The sequence below is a fragment of the Aureimonas sp. AU40 genome, assembly GCF_001463785.1.
In the GTDB taxonomy this organism is placed as follows: Bacteria; Pseudomonadota; Alphaproteobacteria; order Rhizobiales; family Rhizobiaceae; genus Aureimonas.
Window position 1 is genome coordinate 44,120 of the sequence record NZ_BBWL01000042.1, and the last position, 15,864, is coordinate 59,983.

Below are 15,864 nucleotides of genomic sequence, written 5' to 3' on the forward strand. Positions count from 1 at the left end.
TACGAGAAAGATTTGATTAACCCTCCGGCGTGATAAAAGGACCATCGATCCGCATCCCGCACGTGCCGGAAGGTCCACCATGGTTCGCCCCTTCGCTGCCAGCCTCGCGCTTCTGGTTCTGTCCGGCGTTGCCGTCCCGGCATCCGCCGCCGATAAGGACGAGGCCTTTTTCCAAAGTGTCTTCGGGCGCTGGGTCGGTCCGGGCGAGATCGTCGCCGGCAAGTACAAGGGCACCAAATTCGTCTGCGACCTCAGCGGCGCCAAGACCGCCAAAGACGTCGGCATGTCGCTCGACGGGACCTGCCGCGTCGGCATGTTCTCGCAGCCGATGACCGCGACCTTCATCAAGGGCGGCTCATCCTACAAGGGCTCATTCCTGGACGGCTCCGCCGGCAAGGGCCTCGACATCGTGTCGGGTGACGTTTCGGGCGACAAAATCGTCGTCGGGCTCGACCGCAAGCAGCTCAAGGGCGCGATGGTCGCCCGCCTCGACGGCAAGGACAAGGAAAAGCTCCAGGTGACGATCTCGGTGCAGGTCGCCAACGAACTCGTGCCGGTGATCGGCATGCAGTTGAAGCGCGACGAGAGCGTCAAGCGCGCGTCGATCGACTGACGCTCGGCTCCTCCTGCCGCCACCAATCCCCGCCGGGCTGGAACAGCTCGATCCCGCCCGTTTCCACTAAGGCGCGTAAATCCTGCACGCGCCTTCCGGCGATTTGCAGATCGGGCGCGATCTCGGCCAGCGGCACGAGAACGAAGGCGCGTTCCGTCAGACGCGGATGCGGCAGTTCCAGACTGTCCGTGCGCATTCTGGTGCCATCGTGATCGAGAAGATCGATGTCGATCGTTCGAGGCCCCCAGCGCTCGTTCCGCTCGCGATGAAGCGCCCGCTCGGTCGCAAGGCACAGCATCAGCAAGCTGTCCGCGTCCAAGGACGTGCGCAGTCCAGCGCAGCAGTTCAAAAAATCCGGCTGATCGGTCTTGCCCCAAGGCGGTGTTCGATAGACCGGCGAGACGATTTCGACCGACATGTCCGGGCCTGCATCCAAACGCCGAAGTGCCTCCGCCATCTGGCGCAGCGGGTCCCCGAGATTGCCACCGAGCCCGATCCAGGCCTGGCTCACGATCGCGCTCCCAGAACGGTCGCCAGCGCGGCGTCGGTCAGCGCCAGGGCGTCACGCGTCGGGCCGATCTTATGGACCCTGAAGATAGCCGCACCGCGTTCGCGAAGCAGCACGCTGGTCGCCGCCGTCGCCGCATCCGCGTCGCCCGCCTCGTGAAGAAGCGTCCCGCGGACGAAGCGCTTGCGCGAGGTGCCGACCAGAAGCGGATGGCCAAGCCGGCGAAGCTGCGCCAACCGCATCATCAGCTCCAGATTTTCAGATCCGTCCTTTGCAAATCCAAAGCCCGGATCGAGAACAATCTGAGACGGGGCGACACCTGCCTCGGAGGCGATCGCGAGCGAGGTAGCTAGGAATTGCACCTGGTCCGCGATCACGTCCGGCAGCCGCTCCCGCTCGCGTCCCGTCTGCATCAGGCAGAGACCGGCGCCGGTCTCTGCCGCCACGCCGGCGATTGCAGGGTCGCGCTGCGCGCCCCAGACATCGTTCACGATATGGGCGCCGCGTTCCACGGCGGCCTGGGCCGTGGTGCTGCGATAGGTGTCGATGGAGATCAGGCAGTCGGAGCGCTTCATAAGCGCCTCGATCACCGGCAGGACACGGGCCAGCTCTTCCTCTTGCGTCACTGGCACGGCGCCGGGCCTCGTCGACTCCCCGCCGATGTCGATGATCTCCGCTCCTTCCTCCACCAGCCGCAGACCCGCTTCCACGGCCTGCGTCACGTCGCCGCGATAAAGACCGCCGTCGGAGAAGCTGTCCGGTGTCACGTTGAGGATGCCCATCAGCACGGAACGCGGCCCGAGCTCGATTCGGCGCCCATGCGCCAGCAGCCAGACTCGACTCGCGAAGGCTGAGGGATCGATCACGAGGAAGACCCGGACTGAGGGGAAATCAACAACACGCAAGAAATTCCTAACGAAACCGGCTTGTGCCGCGTCGATGTTCGGATAGCGTAGGGCGCGCAAGTTTCAAGCAGCTGGGAGCATGGCATGAAACGTAGTCTCGCCCTATGCATCGTCTTCGGCGCCCTGTCGGCAGGGCCGGCTCTTTCGGGCGAGATTCGAGAGCACACTACCTATTTCATGGTGAGCGGCAAGAGCTTCGACGAGCTGAACCGCCAGCTCGGCATGAAGGGTCCCGACATCGGCGGAGGTGACCGCCATGCCGGCTCCACCGAAGTCTCCTTCAAGTCCGATACGAGCTATAAGGCCGTTCCGGGAGGCTGCCGTATCGGTCAGGCGCGCGTGAAGCTCGACCTGCGCACGACGCTCCCTCGCTGGTCCGCGCCCTCCAACAGCACCCGCGAGACACGGGTTCTCTGGAAGACCCTTCGCGACGACATCGCGACCCATGAGGCCGAGCACGCCCATATCGCCAAGTCCTGGCTGAAGCGCATCGAGGACAAAATCCGCTCGCTTCCCGCCGAGGCCAATTGCAGTTTGATGGAGTCGCGGGCCAACGCCGAAATCCGCGCCATGATCAAGCATCACGATGCCGATCAGCTGGCGTTCGACGCCGCTGAAGCGAAGCGGATCGACGCACGGCTCAAGCGAAAGCTGGACGAGAGCATGAGCCGCCTCGCCGCTCGGTAACGTCGATCCATTCGCCGGGACGATGCCTCAGGGCTGTCGTTCCGGCACACAGAGCGTGAGCCCATCGAGGTCCGGGCGAACACGGATTTGGCAAGAAAGGCGCGAATTGGCGCGCACGTCGATCGCGAAATCCAGCATGTCCTCCTCCATCGCTTCCATTTGGGGAAGCAGCGGCAGGAACGCCTCCTCGACATAGACGTGACAGGTGGCGCAGGCGCAGGCACCGCCGCAATCGGCGTCGATGCCAGGAACGTCGTTGCGAACGGCGTTCTCCATTGCGCTCGAACCGTTGGCGGCATCGATCTCGTAGCGGGTGCCGTCATGGGCAATGAATACGATCGCTGTCATGGCTGTCGGGTAGACCCGTGGGCGCGAGAGGTCAACCGCCGACGCTTCTCCGCTCGTCTTCGCCGCGAAGGATCCCCTCCAAGGTCGTGAGTTCGGCGGCAAGGCCTGCTGCGGCCTTTTCGCTCGACGGATCGCTTTCCAATTCGTCTGCCGCCTGCGCCAAAGCCGAGGCGCCGCAATTGCGCGCCGCGCCCTTGAGGCCGTGGGCGATGAAAACGCGGGTCGCCGGATCGGCATCAGAGAGAATGCGCCGCGCCGTTTGGATCTGGCTCAGCATGAGGTCCAGGATCTCGCGCGCTAAGCTTTTATCCCCGCCGCAATGGAGAAGAAGAAGCCGGCGATCCAGGTTTGGCAGGGTTCCGGGAGTCTGAGACACGGTCGAAGGGAAGTCCAAGGAGCAGCGAATGTGTTGAGAAACCGGGGGAAAATTAAAATTCGTTCGGATTTGGAATGGTGAGCTTATCGCGGATTGGTCAAGGTCGATCCGTGAACGAGAGATCCGGTCGAATTTCGAGGCCGAAACCGACTTCCGTTTATCAAGATATGAAAGGGCGTTAACCAAATGTTTAAACTTGTAGGTTTCGCCCGCTTTTCCGGTTCCCTTCCGACGCTCCTCTATTTACTTTAAGAGCAGGGACCATGCCCTCCTGCCGCCCAAACGGTGGCAGGAGGGTGGCGTGGTTCTTGAGGCAGGCTACGGACATGTTTCCGACATGACCGCCCTGCCCGCAGGAACCCAATGTAACGAGTATCGAGGCGCGGCGCACGATGTCGAAGATCAAGACGGCCGAACAGCTTTCCGAGGAAGCGGTCAACGAACTGGAGGCGGCGCTTCAGAACGAAGACTTCCTGCGGTCGGACGGCGAAGCGGATCGCTTGTCGGGCAAGGCCGAAGGCCATGTCGAGAAGCAGACCCTCAAGGCCGAGGACATCTCGATCGAGTTCGCCTTGAGCGATTTCGACCGCAGCGTGGAAGAGGCGACGCGCGCCCTGCGTCAGGACGCCGGCTTGGACACACCAGCTGCGGCCGCCGCAACGACACCCGACCATGACGACCTGATGCCGAACCTCGACGATTTCCGTTTCGAGGACGAGCCCTTCGTAGCACAGGCGCCCTTGAGCCAGGCTGACGCCGGTCTTCGCAGCGAAGCGCCCGCGTCGCGCCCTGCGGCAGCGGCTGAGGTCTCGCCGGAAGTTGCCGAGGCCACCTCGCCGGCCGTTCTGGCTGCGGCGGATGCCAGCTCGCGCCTTCGTTCCGAGCGGCGCTCGCGCACCCCGGCGCAGCCCACCGGCGATGCGCGTCGCTCCGCCGCCGCGCCCCTGGCGGAAGCGCCCGCTCGCCCGGCCCGCGACTTCAAGAGCGATGTCGCGAACGACGAGCAGCGCTCGGCCGCCGTCATGGCGGACGCGCTTCTCAGCCGCCGCTCGTCGAACCGCCCGCTCGTGATCGGCGGCGTCATCGCCGCAGGCTGGGCCGCCCTTTCGGCCTCCGCATCCTATTCCTTCCTCACAAGCGAACCCGGCCTCACCGCCAATATCGTTCCGCTTCTGGCGCCGCTCGCGGCCGCGATCGCTCTTCCGCCGCTGCTCATTATGGGCTTCTCCGTCATGGTTCGCCGGTCGCAGGATCTGCGCCTGATGAGCCGCTCCCTCGCCGAGGTTGCCTTGCGTCTGGCCGAGCCGGAGAGCCTTGCCTCCGAGCGCGTCACCAGCGTCGGACAGGCCGTTCGGCGTGAAGTCGCGGTGCTTGGCGAAGGCGTCGAACGCGCGCTGGCCCGCATGAGCGAGTTGGAAGGCCTTGTGAACGCCGAGGTCTCCTCGCTCGAGCGCGCCTATGCCGACAACGAGGTGAAGATCCGTTCGCTCGTGGCCGATCTCGGCTCCGAGCGCGAAGCCATGCTTTCGCATGCCGAGCGCCTGCGCAGTTCGATCGTCGGTTCGCATGACCGGCTTGTCGGCGATGTAGACGGCGTTTCCACGCGTATCCTGTCGCAGGTCGAGGAAGCCTCCGCCCGCCTCAACGCGCTCTTGGACGATCGCAGCGCCGAGATCGCCCGCGCCTATGACGAGCGCAGCCGCGCCATGATGGAAATGTTCGACGAGCGCAGCCGCGCAGTCGACGGTGCCCTGCAGGGCAGCAGCACCAACATTGTGGAGCGCATCAATCAGACTGCCGAGGCCACGACCGGCCAGCTTCGCCAGACCGGCGACGACATTGCTCGTTCTCTGGCCGAGCAGATGGACGCGCTGAAAGCCCGCTCCGCCGAACTTCTTCAGCACGTCTCCACCATCAACGATCAAACCAGCACGCGGCTGGCCGAATCCAACGAGACGGTCCTACGCGTCCTGTCTGAGCGCGCCGAGCGCCTTGCAGCCGAGAGCGCGCAGTTCGACCAAAGCGTTGCCGAAACGCTCGACAGCCGCTCGGAGCGGATGCGCGCCGACGGCCAGGCGCTGGTGGGTTCGCTCGCCGAGAATCTCGACCATCGCGTCGAGCGCCTGTCCAACGAGGCGCAGCGTTTCATCGGCCTGATGGACGAGGGTTTCGACGCCCGCATCGAGCGCGCCACCGCCCTTCTGTCGGACCGCAACGCCGACATTCTCGGCCGGTTCGACGAGCGCTTGGCTCAGCTCGAAGAGGCCCTGTCCGGCAAGGGCGCGGCGCTGGTCACGTCGATCGAGAATCGCGCTGCGGCGATCGACCGGTCCGCCGACCGGATCTCCGAAGCTCTGCGTGAGCGCACGGGCGAGTTCGCCAACGTGCTTAGCGAGCGCACCGGCGAGATCGGGCGTGCCTTCGCTTCGGGCCAGGCGACGATCGCACGGACGGCCAGCGACGCCGTCGCCAATGTCGATGCGGTGTTCCAGTCGCAGACGGACGAACTCCGCAACACGTTCGAGCAGCGGATCGGCACGCTCGGCTCGGTCCTGAACGACCGCGCCGCCGATATCGACACGTCTCTCGCCTTCGCTCAGCAGTCTCTGGCCGCCACGCTGGAGGAGCGCGGCAACGCCATCACCCAGGCGCTCGACACCAGCGTCACGCGCATCGAAGGCGCTTTGGACGGGGCCGACACGCGCTTGGCCGCAAGCGCCGACGGCAAGGCGATCGAAATCCGCCAGTCGCTGGAAACGCATGCGGACAAGGTCGGTCGCCTTCTCGAGGAAGGCCGTGCCCTGCTCGGGACCGATCTTGACGATCGTCTGACCCGCATCAACGCTCTGCTCGCCGAGAAGCGCGACGCGATCAACGTGGTGCTCGACGAGCATTCGCGCGGTCTCGCCGGTTCGTTCGACCAGCGCACCGCGACCCTGCAGGATTTGATCGCCGAGCGTTCGGCACGCCTGCTCGACGACTTGGACGAGCGCTCCAATGCCATCGCCACCGGCCTGTCCGATCGCCTTTCGGCGAGCGAGGCCTTCGTGCGCGCCAGCGGAGAGCGTCTGTCCGAATCCTTGGAGCTCTACACCGCTCGAGTCGGTGAAGACGTGATCGGCCGCCTCGAAGCGGTTCTCGCCATGGGCGACGATCGCCGTCAGGCCTTCCTCGCCGGGCTCGAACTCCAGACCTCCGGCGTCGAGGCGGCCTTCGAAGGCACGGTCGAGCGCATCGCGGGCGACCTGAAGGCGCGCGTCGACGACCTGCGCGGCGTCATCGAAGCCTCACGCGACAGCTTGGTCGGCAGCCTGGAGCAGCGCAGTGGCGCTTTCTCCACCGAGGCCGACCAGAGCGCTCGGACCATCCTCACGGCGGTCGAGAATGCCCTGGCCTCGCTTCTGGGAGGCCTCGACGGCCGTGGCACGCAGCTGCGCGACAGCGTGGAGACCGCGCGTCTCGCGCTGCTCGACGGGCTGGACGAGCGCGTCATCGCCATGCGAGAGCTGGCCGACGCTTCTCAGTCCTCGCTCCTGACCGATCTGCAGGACCGCACCGTCCGCTTCGGCGAGGAGTTGGACAAGGGCCACACGGCCATCGCCCAGACCCTCGACCAGCGCATCGCATCGTTGCGCGAAGCCCTTCTGGAATCCGACGGCCAGCTCGCCGCCGCGATGGACGAGCGCCGCGAGAACCTGACCTCCGCGATCGAAGACGTCGCCAGCTCGCTGGCGGCCACGCTGGGCGACCGGGCGGACGACGTTCGCCGCGTGCTGGAACAGAGCACGGGCAATGTCACTCGCTCGCTGGAAGCCAAGCGCGAGGAAATCGTCGCGGCCCTGGAAGCCGGCGTCGTCACGCTGGCGCTCGCCGTCGACGAGCGCACGGAGTCGATGACCTCCACCCTCGAGCGGGGTCTCGCCAATGTTGAGCGCACCCTGACCGGCCGCGCCGCCCACATCGCCGACACGCTGCGCGACTCGATCGTCGCCGCGACGGCCACGATGGGCGAGGAAGCCGACCGCGCCCGCTCCGGCCTGGAAAGCGAGACACAGAAGATCGCCATCGTCATCGGCGAGCTCGGCAGCGTTTTCCGTGCTTCCTCCGAAGAGGCTCGGGGGCAGTTCGCCGAGGAGGTCGCGAAGTTCGAGGATCGGATCCGCGCCGTTTCCCAGTCCGTGCAGGATGTCTCGGCCATGGCTCGCAGCGAGCTGACGGGCGAGAGCGAGCGCGTCGCCGAAGGCATCGCCGCCTCCGCCGAGGCCATCCGCAACCTCAGCGAGGAAGCGCGTCAGCGCTTCGCCAACGAGGCGGAAACGCTGGGCCGCACGGTGGCCGACGTCGCGGGCCGCATGCGGACCGACGCCGAAGAGGTCCGTGAGGCCTTGGCTCTAGAAGGCAATAGCTTCACCACGCAGATCGGCGGCGCGTCGCTCGCCATGCGGGCCGAAGCCGAAGCCGCCCGCGAGCGTCTGGCTCTCGTCGCCAACGAGTTCGCCGGTGGTCTGGAAGACATGGCCGAGCGGCTTCGCCAGGACGCCGAAACGGCTCGTCGCGTGGTGGCCGATCAGGCCGTGGCGCTCTCGTCCGACTTCGAAGGGGCGGCCGACAAGCTGCGCATCGTTGGAAACCAGACGCGCGAACAGTTCGCCGCCGACGCCAACCAGATTCGCGAGGAAGTCGCGAGCGCCGCGATCCAGATCCGCGAGAACTCGGACGTCGTGCGCCGCGAGGTGGCCGAGCAGGCCGCTGCCATCGTCGCCGAGTTCCAGAACGCCAGCGGCCATCTGAACGAAGCGGGCGAGACGTCGCGCCGCCTTCTGCTGGAAGATGCGGGGCGGATCGCCGAACAGGTCGGCTCCGTGGCCAGTGCCATGCGCGGCGAAACGGACCGTCTGCAGCAGGAAGTATCCGAGCAGGCACGCCGCATCGTCGAGGAAGTCGCCCAGGCGACCGACCGTCTGCAGACCGGCGCCGGCGAAACCCGCGAGCGCTTGGCCGCCGAGGCCCTGCGTCTGTCGGAAGAGCTCGATGCCGTCGCCCTCTCAATGAGCGAGCAGGCGGAAGCCGCGCGCAATCGCCTCTCCGGCGATGCCGAGAGCTTCGCGAGCCGCGTGCAAGATGCGGCCGCCCTCATTCGCGGCGAGACGGACCGCTCGTCCTCGACGCTGGACGAACGCGCGGCCCGCTTTGCGGCTGAACTCGCTGGCCTGTCGGTTCAGCTGTCGCAGGTTCTGGACGGAACCACGGATGGCGTTCGCGAGGATCTCACCCAGTCGGCTTCGGTGCTGCGGGCCGAAATCGCCCAAGCCGCAGAGCTGATCCGCAACGAGATCGTCTCCGTCACCGGAACCATGCGCGGCGACGCTTCGGAGCTCTCGGGCACCATCCTACGAGACGCGCAGGCCGCCCGCGAAAACCTCATGGCGGAAGGCTCGGAGATCACGCAGCGCCTTTCGGGCGTCGCCACAGCCATCCGCGTGGAAGCCGATCGCATTCGCGAGCAGATCGCGGAATCGACCAGCCTCTTCGGCAACGAACTGGCGCAGCGCGTCAGCCAGACCGAGAACCATCTGGTGGAGCGCGCCGGAGCCGTGGGCGACGCCATGGGCAACCGCACCCGCGAGCTGGCTGAATTGCTGGCCAGCCGCAACTCCGAGATTGCGCATCTCATCGACACCGAAACCCGTCCGATCGTGGATCGCCTTTCCGCGACGGGATCGCAGGCGGTGGAAGCGCTGGAACAGGCGGCCCGTCAGGTCGCCGAGCGTCTGCGCAGCGAGAACGACGCGATCGTGGCTGACTTCGTTCGCCGCGCCGAGGAGACGGTCGAGCATCTCGGCGTCTCGTCCTCAGGCCTCCTGGCCGCTTTGGACGATCGCTCCGGTTCGCTCACCTCCTCCATCTCCGATGCTCGCGAGCTTCTCGGCCGCGACATCGGCGCCATCGCCGAGCGTCTGGAAAGCGGCAACTCGGCGCTGCGCAGCCTGCTGGACGATGCAGCCAAGAACATGGGCCGCGCCGAATCGGCCCTCAACGAAACGGGCGCCCGCTTCCGCGACGAGGCGGACCGCGTCGGCGGCGAGATCGCCGCCTCGTCCGAGCGCCTGGAGCGGAACGTCGTTCGCATGGACGACACCACTGCGCAGGCCCTGGAACGTCTCTCGACGCTGGGCGAAAAGCTCGGCGAGCATGAGCGCATGCTGACCGAGGCCGCCGTTCTTCTCGACTCCACGCAGTCCAACCTGCAGGAAACGCTGGAAGGTCGCCGCGAGGGTCTGGAGCAGCTGGCCAGCGGTCTGGCGACGCGCTCCGACGATGTCGGTCGCATGCTCCTCTCCTTCGAGGGCGTGGTGGATCGCCTCTTCGCCGAAGCCGAGCGTCGCTCGCAGTCGGTGGTCGAGACGATCAGCGGCGAACTCACCGCCTCGCTGGACGAAGCGGGTCGTCATTTGGAGGAAACCGAGCGTCGCTCTGCCGCCGCCGCTGGCCAAGTTCGCGAGACGATCCGGGGCGTAGTGGAAGAGGCGACCCAGCGCTTCGGCAGCGCGACGACGGACATGCACCGCGCCGCCGCCGACATTCGCCGCGAACTTGAGAACGCGCGTTCGGAAATCCGCAAGGGCGTCTTCGAGCTTCCCGAGGAGACGAAGGAAAGCACGCGGGCCATGCGCCGTGCCGTGTCGGACCAGATCCGCGCCCTGCGCGAACTCACCGACATCGTCACGCAATCGGGCCGCTCTCTGGACGTTCGCACCCCGGATGCCGGCGCCGGGCGCTCGGCGGCCGCACTGACCGCACGCTCCAGCGAGGCGCGTGCGCCCCGCGCGCCGGTTGCCGCCACTGCGCAGCACGTTCAGGCGCCGCAGCGCACCGAGACCGAAGCTCAGATGGCTGGCGGTTTCGTGAGTGACGGCAATCTCGCCCGCGACACACGCGGCATGGTGGAAACGCGGGTCGCTGCTCCGGCTCCCGCGCCGCGTGCCACGGACCATTCGCCGCTTCGTCCCTCTGCCGCGCCGGAACGCCCGGACGCGGGTGGCAATGACGCCGACCGCCAGGGCGGCTGGGTCTCCGACCTTCTCCGCCGCGCGTCACAAGAGGAAGAGGACGCCGCGTCGGACGATGCCGCTGCCCCTATCCCAGCAGCAACTGAAGCCCCGATCCGTACGGAGCGTTCGCAAGCTCATGTTGTCGACTCGCTGAATTCGCTGTCGGTGGATATCGCCCGGGCGATCGACCACAACGTCTCGGTCGAACTCTGGGATCGCTATCGCAACGGCGAGCGCAACGTCTTCACGCGCCGGCTCTACACGATGAAGGGCCAGCAGACCTTCGACGAGATTCGTCGGAAGTATCAGCGCGACGCGAGCTTCAAGACGGCGGTCGATCGCTATATCGGCGACTTCGAGATGCTGCTCCAGGAAGCGTCGCGCAACGACCCCGACAACGCGAAGAGCAAGAGCTACCTGACCTCCGACACCGGCAAGGTCTACACGATGCTGGCCCACGCCTCAGGCCGCTTCGAGTAAGTCGAAGGTTAAACCATTCATGAGGACGGGCGGCCGAAAGGTCGCCCGTTTTCGTTTGGGCAGGTGGTGTTCCACATTGATCCGGCGGAATGCGCGGGATGACCGCTTCGCTCCTGATGCGGATCAAACGTCGGTCTGCTTGGAGATTGACTGGCCTATCCGAGAGACAATCGACCCACTGCAAGCGAGGCCTTCCGGCCGACGGAGTTCTGCGCGCTAAACGACCCCCGGTCTCGGAGACGAGTCTTCGAGATCAACATCCGACCGACGAACAACTCGTCGGTGCACCCCAAACCAACGCTCGCTAGGCATCCTTCTGAACGAGGCCTTGGTTCGAATGGCGAGCAGCACAATCAGCATCAACCCGGCAACCGGGTACAAAAAAAAACCCGCCGTGAAGGCGGGCTTTTTCTTTCATGCCGAATGCCGTCTTCTCAGATCAGCTTCAGCGTCCAGGCGACGATCTCGTCGGCGACCTGTCCGAAGGCCTGATCCAGCGCAGCGACATAGGCCGGGTTGCCGGCGGCAGTGACAGGAGCGGTGCCGCGGAAGATGCGCGTGCTGCGCACGACGCCCGTGCGATCGTTCAGCGCCTTGACGGCGATCTCAACCACGGCGGTCGTGCCGCCGCCCTCAACGCTCACCTCGAAGCGGCGCAGCTCGGTCACGACCTGATAGTCGATCGCCAGGCCCTGGCCGGGAACGCCGACGGCACCCACACGGCCCGTGTTCTGAAACGCCTGAAGCAGGCGAAGCTGCACGAGGCGCGGAAGACGGTCGCTCCACTGGCTGGCGCCGAGCGTTTCGATCGTCTGCGGTGTCGGACGGATAACGATCTGCTGGCTGTCGAGCGACTTGGAGGCGGTCGGCTCGGGGATGAGGATCTGAGCGCGGGTCGCCGCGCTGCGGCTGACGGCGGGCGCCGGAGCCGAAAGTTCGAAGGTCGCGGGCGGCTGCTTCAGTGACGCGCATCCCGACAGGAGCACGGCCAGGAGCGAGACCGAAACGAACTTGTGAGAGGCCTTGCCTGCCATCCTATATCCTCGGCGAGTTGGTAGAGGCGGCCGTGCCGCTCGAACGGTAAGGGATCCGCCGACCGTTCGCATCAGCCGGCGGAGCAATTATGGAATGGAGCGTCAGCGCCGGGCCCGGCCATCGAACTGGCGAATTTCGCCACCACCGGCGCCGTCGCCGCCGAAGATGATGCGGCTCGGGTTGGCGGATAGATCGGTAACCGCCTGCTCGATCCGCGTCACCGCCCGCGTCGCTTCGCGGATGAGGTTGCGCGCTTCCTGCAGCCCCTGGCCCGTGAAACTGTTGAGGTTGGAAGAGATTGGACCGACCGCCGCCTGGATGGTCTGCGCCGTCTGGCGAATGGTGCGCAGCGTGTCGCGCGCTTCAGCCGTCAAGCCCTGCCCGTCCGGGCTGTTGACGAGGTTGTTGACCGAGCTGATGAGCGTCTGCGCCTGGGCCGAAGCCGTGCGCAGGTTCGACGTCGTGTCGCGCGTGTTGGTGATGATCGAGTTGATATCCTCGCGACGATTGCCGATGTCGTCGGCGACGGCGCGCACCGAGTCCGCCGCGCTCGCAATATTGGTCGTGGCCGAGGAAACGTTGTTGACCGCACGCGAGATGTCGTCGGCGCGCACGCCCGCAAGGAGGCCATCCACCCGCGCCCGCGTCCCGTTGAGGCCCGTCAGTGCGTTGTTCAGCGTGGCGAGAACCGTGTCGGTGGCGGCGACCACCGTGCCGATGCGGCTCGACTGGCCATTCAGCGCGGCCGCGAAACCCGAGACGTTGTCGACCACGGAGCGCACTTGGTCGGGGTTCACCGACGCCGTAATGCGGTTGACGTTCTCGAGCGTGGTGTCGAGGCGCTGCGCCACGCGGTTCGCCGAATCGCTGATCGGATCGAGGCGCGCGAGGAAAGCGTTGACGCTCGGCGTGTTCTGCCGGATCACTTCGCCGATCGAGCCCAGGCTGCGGGCCGTGTCGCCGATCGACTGAAGAGCCGTGACGACATTGTCGGTCTGGCCGCGCACCGTCTGCGTAATGGCGGCGATGTTCTGGATCGAGTCGTTCACCGCGCCGACGTTGAGGGCGGCGATGAAATTGCCGACCCGGTCGATCAGCGGCGGCAGGCGCTCGGCGACATTGTTGGCGCTGGTGGACAGGCGCGCCAGGCTGCCGAGGAAGTCGTCGATCTGGTCTGCGTTCGCGGCCAGACTGTCCGTGAAGGTGCGAACATTGGTCGAGGTCTGCGCGACGTTCTCGGCCGTGGTGCGAACGGACGGCCCGACCGCCTGAACGATCGATTCGAACTCGCCAAGAATGTTGTTGGCCCGGTCCGCGATGTCGCGCGCTGTCGCCAGAATGTCGGTGACGTCGGACGGATTGGCGCGGATGACCGGCGTGGTCCCCTGCTCGGAGGCCGACGCCAGGATGTTGCGATCGTTGACGTTGCCGCCGGTGAGGCCGATGAAGCCGATGCCCGTCAGGCCCTGGAAGCCGATCGTCGCGGTGGTGGAGGTGGTGATGGGCGTCGTGCGGTCGACCTGCGTCGTCGCGATCACGACACGCGGATTGTTGGGGTCGATACGCAGGCTCTGCACCGTGCCGACATTCAGGCCGTTGAACAGAACCTGGCTGCCCTGACTGAGGCCGGAGACCGAACCTTCGATGCGGATCAGCAGCGTCGTGCGCTGGTCCCGGTCGGAGACATTGGCGGACCAGTAGACGAAGCCGAAGCTCAACGCGAGGACGACAACCGTGAAGATGCCGACGAGGACATAGTTCGCTCTAGTTTCCATCACTGTCCTTTGCCGCATAATGCGGGTTTTCGTCCTTCGGCACGACGGTGCGGGCACGCTTGCCATGGAAATAGGAGCGCACCCAGGGATCGTCGTTCTCGAGCATGGTCTCGAGCGGGCCTTCCACGAGGACCTTCTTATTGCCGAGCACCGCGATTCGATCGCACGCCATGAAAAGGCTGTCGAGATCGTGGGTCACCATATAGACGGTGAGCCCCAGCGTATCGCGCAGCGTCATGATCAGTTCGTCGAAATCGGCGGCGCCGATCGGATCGAGGCCGGAAGTGGGTTCGTCCAGGAAGACAATGTCGGGATCGAGCGCCAGGGCGCGGGCCAGCGCGGCGCGCTTTATCATGCCGCCCGAGAGCTCGGAGGGGAACTTCTCCGCCGCGTCCGGTGCGAGCCCAACCAGATCGATCTTCAGCCGCGCCAGCTCTTCCATGAGCTTGGGCGAGATGTCGAGATACTCGCGCATGGGAACCTGGATGTTCTCCAGGACCGTCAACGACGAGAAGAGCGCGCCTTGCTGGAACAGGACGCCCCACCGCTGTTCCACGGCGAGGCGCTCGGCCTCGCTCGCCTTGTCGTAGTCGGTGCCAAACACCTCGATCTTGCCGCCCTGCTTGGGGTTGAGACCGAGGATCGTGCGCAGCAGCACGGACTTGCCGGTACCCGAGGCGCCAACGAAGCCTAGGATTTCGCCGCGCCGCACGTCGAGCGACAGGCCTTCCAGAATGGTCTTCGAGCCGAAGCGAACCGTCACATCCGTGGCGCGGATGATGATGTCCTTGTCGTCGGCCGAAGCGCGCTTGTCAGTATCCGATGGCGGCATAGAAAATCGCAAAAACGGCATCCATCAGGATGACGAGGAAGATGGACTTCACGACGGATGCCGTGACGTGCTTACCCAGGCTCTCGGCGCTGCCGCCGACCTTCATGCCCTCCATGGAGGCGACCACGCCGATCACGATGGCCATGAACGGTGCCTTGATCAGGCCGGCGAAGACGGTCGCGACATCGACGGCGCCGCGCAGCCGGGTGATGAAGGCATCGGGGGGAATGCCGGAATAGATCCAGGTGACGACGATCGCGCCCAGCAGACCCGCGATGTCGGCGATGAAGGCGAGGAGCGGCAGGACGATCACCAGCGCCACGAGACGCGGAAAGATCAGGACGCCGATCGGGTTAAGGCCGATGACGTGCAGAGCGTCGACCTCCTCGCGCATCTTCATCGAGCCGATCTCGGCGGTGATAGCGCTGCCGGATCGGCCGGCGATCATGATGGCGGTCAGAAGAACGCCGATTTCGCGCAGCTGCAAGATGCCGACGAGATCGACCACGAAGATTTCGGCGCCGAAATTGCGCAGCTGGAAGGCGCCCTGCTGCGCAATGACAGCGCCGATCAGAAAACTCATCAGCGTGATGATCGGAACGGCGCGAACGCCCATGCGGTCCATCTGGTTGACGATCGCGGCGGGGCGGATCTGCGTCTGGCCGGTCATGCGCCGGCCCGCGCCGTAAAGCGCGGCGCCGACGATGTTCAGCCCCATCGCGACTTCGCGGACTATGGCGAACATGTTCTCGCCGATGGCGGCGAAGAAGTCGGTGAGACGGTTGGTGGATTTGGGAGCCGGCGCCTGACGCTTGACGTCGAGCGACTTGCGCACGGCCTCGAACAGCGTCTGGTCCTTCTCGGCGCCCTGGAACTCGACCTTGCCGCCCTTGCCGTCCATTTCGCGGGCCAGCCGCTCAATCAGGAAGGCGCCGGACGTGTCCATGCGACCGATGCCGCCACAGTCCAGCGTCACCGTGCCGCCAAGGTCGGCGCGGCTCGTTTCCTCGATCTTGTCCTCGATCGTGCCGATCGTGCGCGCCAGCCAGTCGCCCCCCAGTTTGAGGACGATCCCGCCTTTGCCCTTTTCGGCCTCGATCGACGGAGGAGAGGATTCGTTGCCTCTCGGTCCGCTTCGCTCGTCAGGCTTTGGTTTGTCTAGCATGCCGGGTGTTTCAGTCCGTGATGGAGCGGGAATGGCCCAGCCAGGCTCTTCCACTTCGCGTGTTGACACCTAGCCTTCGCGCCAGACG

The 15,864-nt window shown here is 65.8% G+C and carries 11 protein-coding genes; 3 read left to right on the top strand and 8 right to left on the bottom strand.

What is annotated here, in order from left to right; all coding sequences use genetic code 11:
• Positions 1 to 79: 79 nt before the first annotated feature.
• Positions 80 to 613: a hypothetical protein gene (locus AUL32_RS16290; RefSeq protein WP_061975873.1), complete on the top strand. Its 534-nt coding sequence runs from the start codon at positions 80 to 82 to the stop codon at positions 611 to 613.
• Here the strand turns inward: AUL32_RS16290 and folK are convergent.
• Together folK and folP are read right to left on the bottom strand one after the other, a co-directional pair.
• Entirely contained in the window at positions 591 to 1,124 is a 534-nt protein-coding gene (folK, locus tag AUL32_RS16295) for a 2-amino-4-hydroxy-6-hydroxymethyldihydropteridine diphosphokinase (protein WP_062117035.1), read from the bottom strand. The genes AUL32_RS16290 and folK overlap by 23 nt on opposite strands.
• Positions 1,121 to 1,984 (bottom strand): dihydropteroate synthase, encoded by an 864-nt coding sequence (gene folP / locus AUL32_RS16300; protein ID WP_062117495.1) that lies wholly within the window; start codon positions 1,982 to 1,984, stop codon positions 1,121 to 1,123. Before folP ends, folK begins: the two co-directional genes overlap by 4 nt.
• A gap of 126 nt (positions 1,985 to 2,110) precedes the next feature.
• Between folP and AUL32_RS16305 the strand changes: the two genes are divergently transcribed.
• Complete coding sequence (locus AUL32_RS16305; protein ID WP_082659748.1) at positions 2,111 to 2,713, top strand: DUF922 domain-containing Zn-dependent protease; 603 nt, start codon at positions 2,111 to 2,113, stop codon at positions 2,711 to 2,713.
• Between the two features lie 27 nt (positions 2,714 to 2,740).
• Here the strand turns inward: AUL32_RS16305 and AUL32_RS16310 are convergent, their stop codons facing one another.
• Together AUL32_RS16310 and AUL32_RS25290 are read right to left on the bottom strand one after the other, a co-directional pair.
• Entirely contained in the window at positions 2,741 to 3,061 is a 321-nt protein-coding gene (locus AUL32_RS16310) for a 2Fe-2S iron-sulfur cluster-binding protein (RefSeq protein ID WP_062117041.1), read from the bottom strand.
• A gap of 31 nt (positions 3,062 to 3,092) precedes the next feature.
• Positions 3,093 to 3,623 carry an Hpt domain-containing protein gene (locus tag AUL32_RS25290; RefSeq protein ID WP_156421498.1) on the bottom strand — a complete coding sequence of 177 codons (531 nt, stop codon included), beginning with the start codon at positions 3,621 to 3,623 and terminating at the stop codon, positions 3,093 to 3,095.
• Between the two features lie 206 nt (positions 3,624 to 3,829).
• Between AUL32_RS25290 and AUL32_RS16320 the strand changes: the two genes are divergently transcribed.
• Positions 3,830 to 10,969, top strand: coding sequence for a hypothetical protein (locus AUL32_RS16320; protein ID WP_062117047.1), 7,140 nt, complete (start codon positions 3,830 to 3,832; stop codon positions 10,967 to 10,969).
• Between the two features lie 434 nt (positions 10,970 to 11,403).
• On the opposite strand, the gene AUL32_RS16325 is transcribed toward AUL32_RS16320, so the two are convergent.
• The 4 genes from AUL32_RS16325 to AUL32_RS16340 all read right to left on the bottom strand — a co-directional run bounded on the left by AUL32_RS16325 (position 11,404) and on the right by AUL32_RS16340 (position 15,776).
• Positions 11,404 to 12,003 carry an ABC-type transport auxiliary lipoprotein family protein gene (locus tag AUL32_RS16325; RefSeq protein WP_061975862.1) on the bottom strand — a complete coding sequence of 200 codons (600 nt, stop codon included), beginning with the start codon at positions 12,001 to 12,003 and terminating at the stop codon, positions 11,404 to 11,406.
• Positions 12,004 to 12,105: 102 nt separating this feature from the next.
• Positions 12,106 to 13,779, bottom strand: a complete 1,674-nt coding sequence (locus tag AUL32_RS16330) for an MlaD family protein (RefSeq protein ID WP_062117054.1) — start codon at positions 13,777 to 13,779, stop codon at positions 12,106 to 12,108.
• Complete coding sequence (locus AUL32_RS16335; RefSeq protein WP_061975859.1) at positions 13,769 to 14,611, bottom strand: ABC transporter ATP-binding protein; 843 nt, start codon at positions 14,609 to 14,611, stop codon at positions 13,769 to 13,771. The genes AUL32_RS16330 and AUL32_RS16335 overlap by 11 nt, the downstream gene beginning before the upstream one ends.
• Positions 14,592 to 15,776, bottom strand: a complete 1,185-nt coding sequence (locus AUL32_RS16340; protein WP_062117057.1) for an ABC transporter permease — start codon at positions 15,774 to 15,776, stop codon at positions 14,592 to 14,594. Before AUL32_RS16340 ends, AUL32_RS16335 begins: the two co-directional genes overlap by 20 nt.
• Between the last annotated feature and the right edge of the window lie 88 nt (positions 15,777 to 15,864).

Bases quoted from the DNA above. Each gene is read 5' to 3' on its own strand.
- AUL32_RS16330 (WP_062117054.1), bottom strand. From the start codon at position 13,779: ATGGAAACTAGAGCGAACTATGTCCTCGTCGGCATCTTCACGGTTGTC.
- AUL32_RS16310 (WP_062117041.1), bottom strand. From the start codon at position 3,061: ATGACAGCGATCGTATTCATTGCCCATGACGGCACCCGCTACGAGATC.
- AUL32_RS16340 (WP_062117057.1), bottom strand. From the start codon at position 15,776: ATGCTAGACAAACCAAAGCCTGACGAGCGAAGCGGACCGAGAGGCAAC.
- AUL32_RS16325 (WP_061975862.1), bottom strand. From the start codon at position 12,003: ATGGCAGGCAAGGCCTCTCACAAGTTCGTTTCGGTCTCGCTCCTGGCC.
- AUL32_RS16290 (WP_061975873.1), top strand. From the start codon at position 80: ATGGTTCGCCCCTTCGCTGCCAGCCTCGCGCTTCTGGTTCTGTCCGGC.
- AUL32_RS16335 (WP_061975859.1), bottom strand. From the start codon at position 14,611: ATGCCGCCATCGGATACTGACAAGCGCGCTTCGGCCGACGACAAGGAC.
- AUL32_RS16305 (WP_082659748.1), top strand. From the start codon at position 2,111: ATGAAACGTAGTCTCGCCCTATGCATCGTCTTCGGCGCCCTGTCGGCA.
- AUL32_RS16320 (WP_062117047.1), top strand. From the start codon at position 3,830: ATGTCGAAGATCAAGACGGCCGAACAGCTTTCCGAGGAAGCGGTCAAC.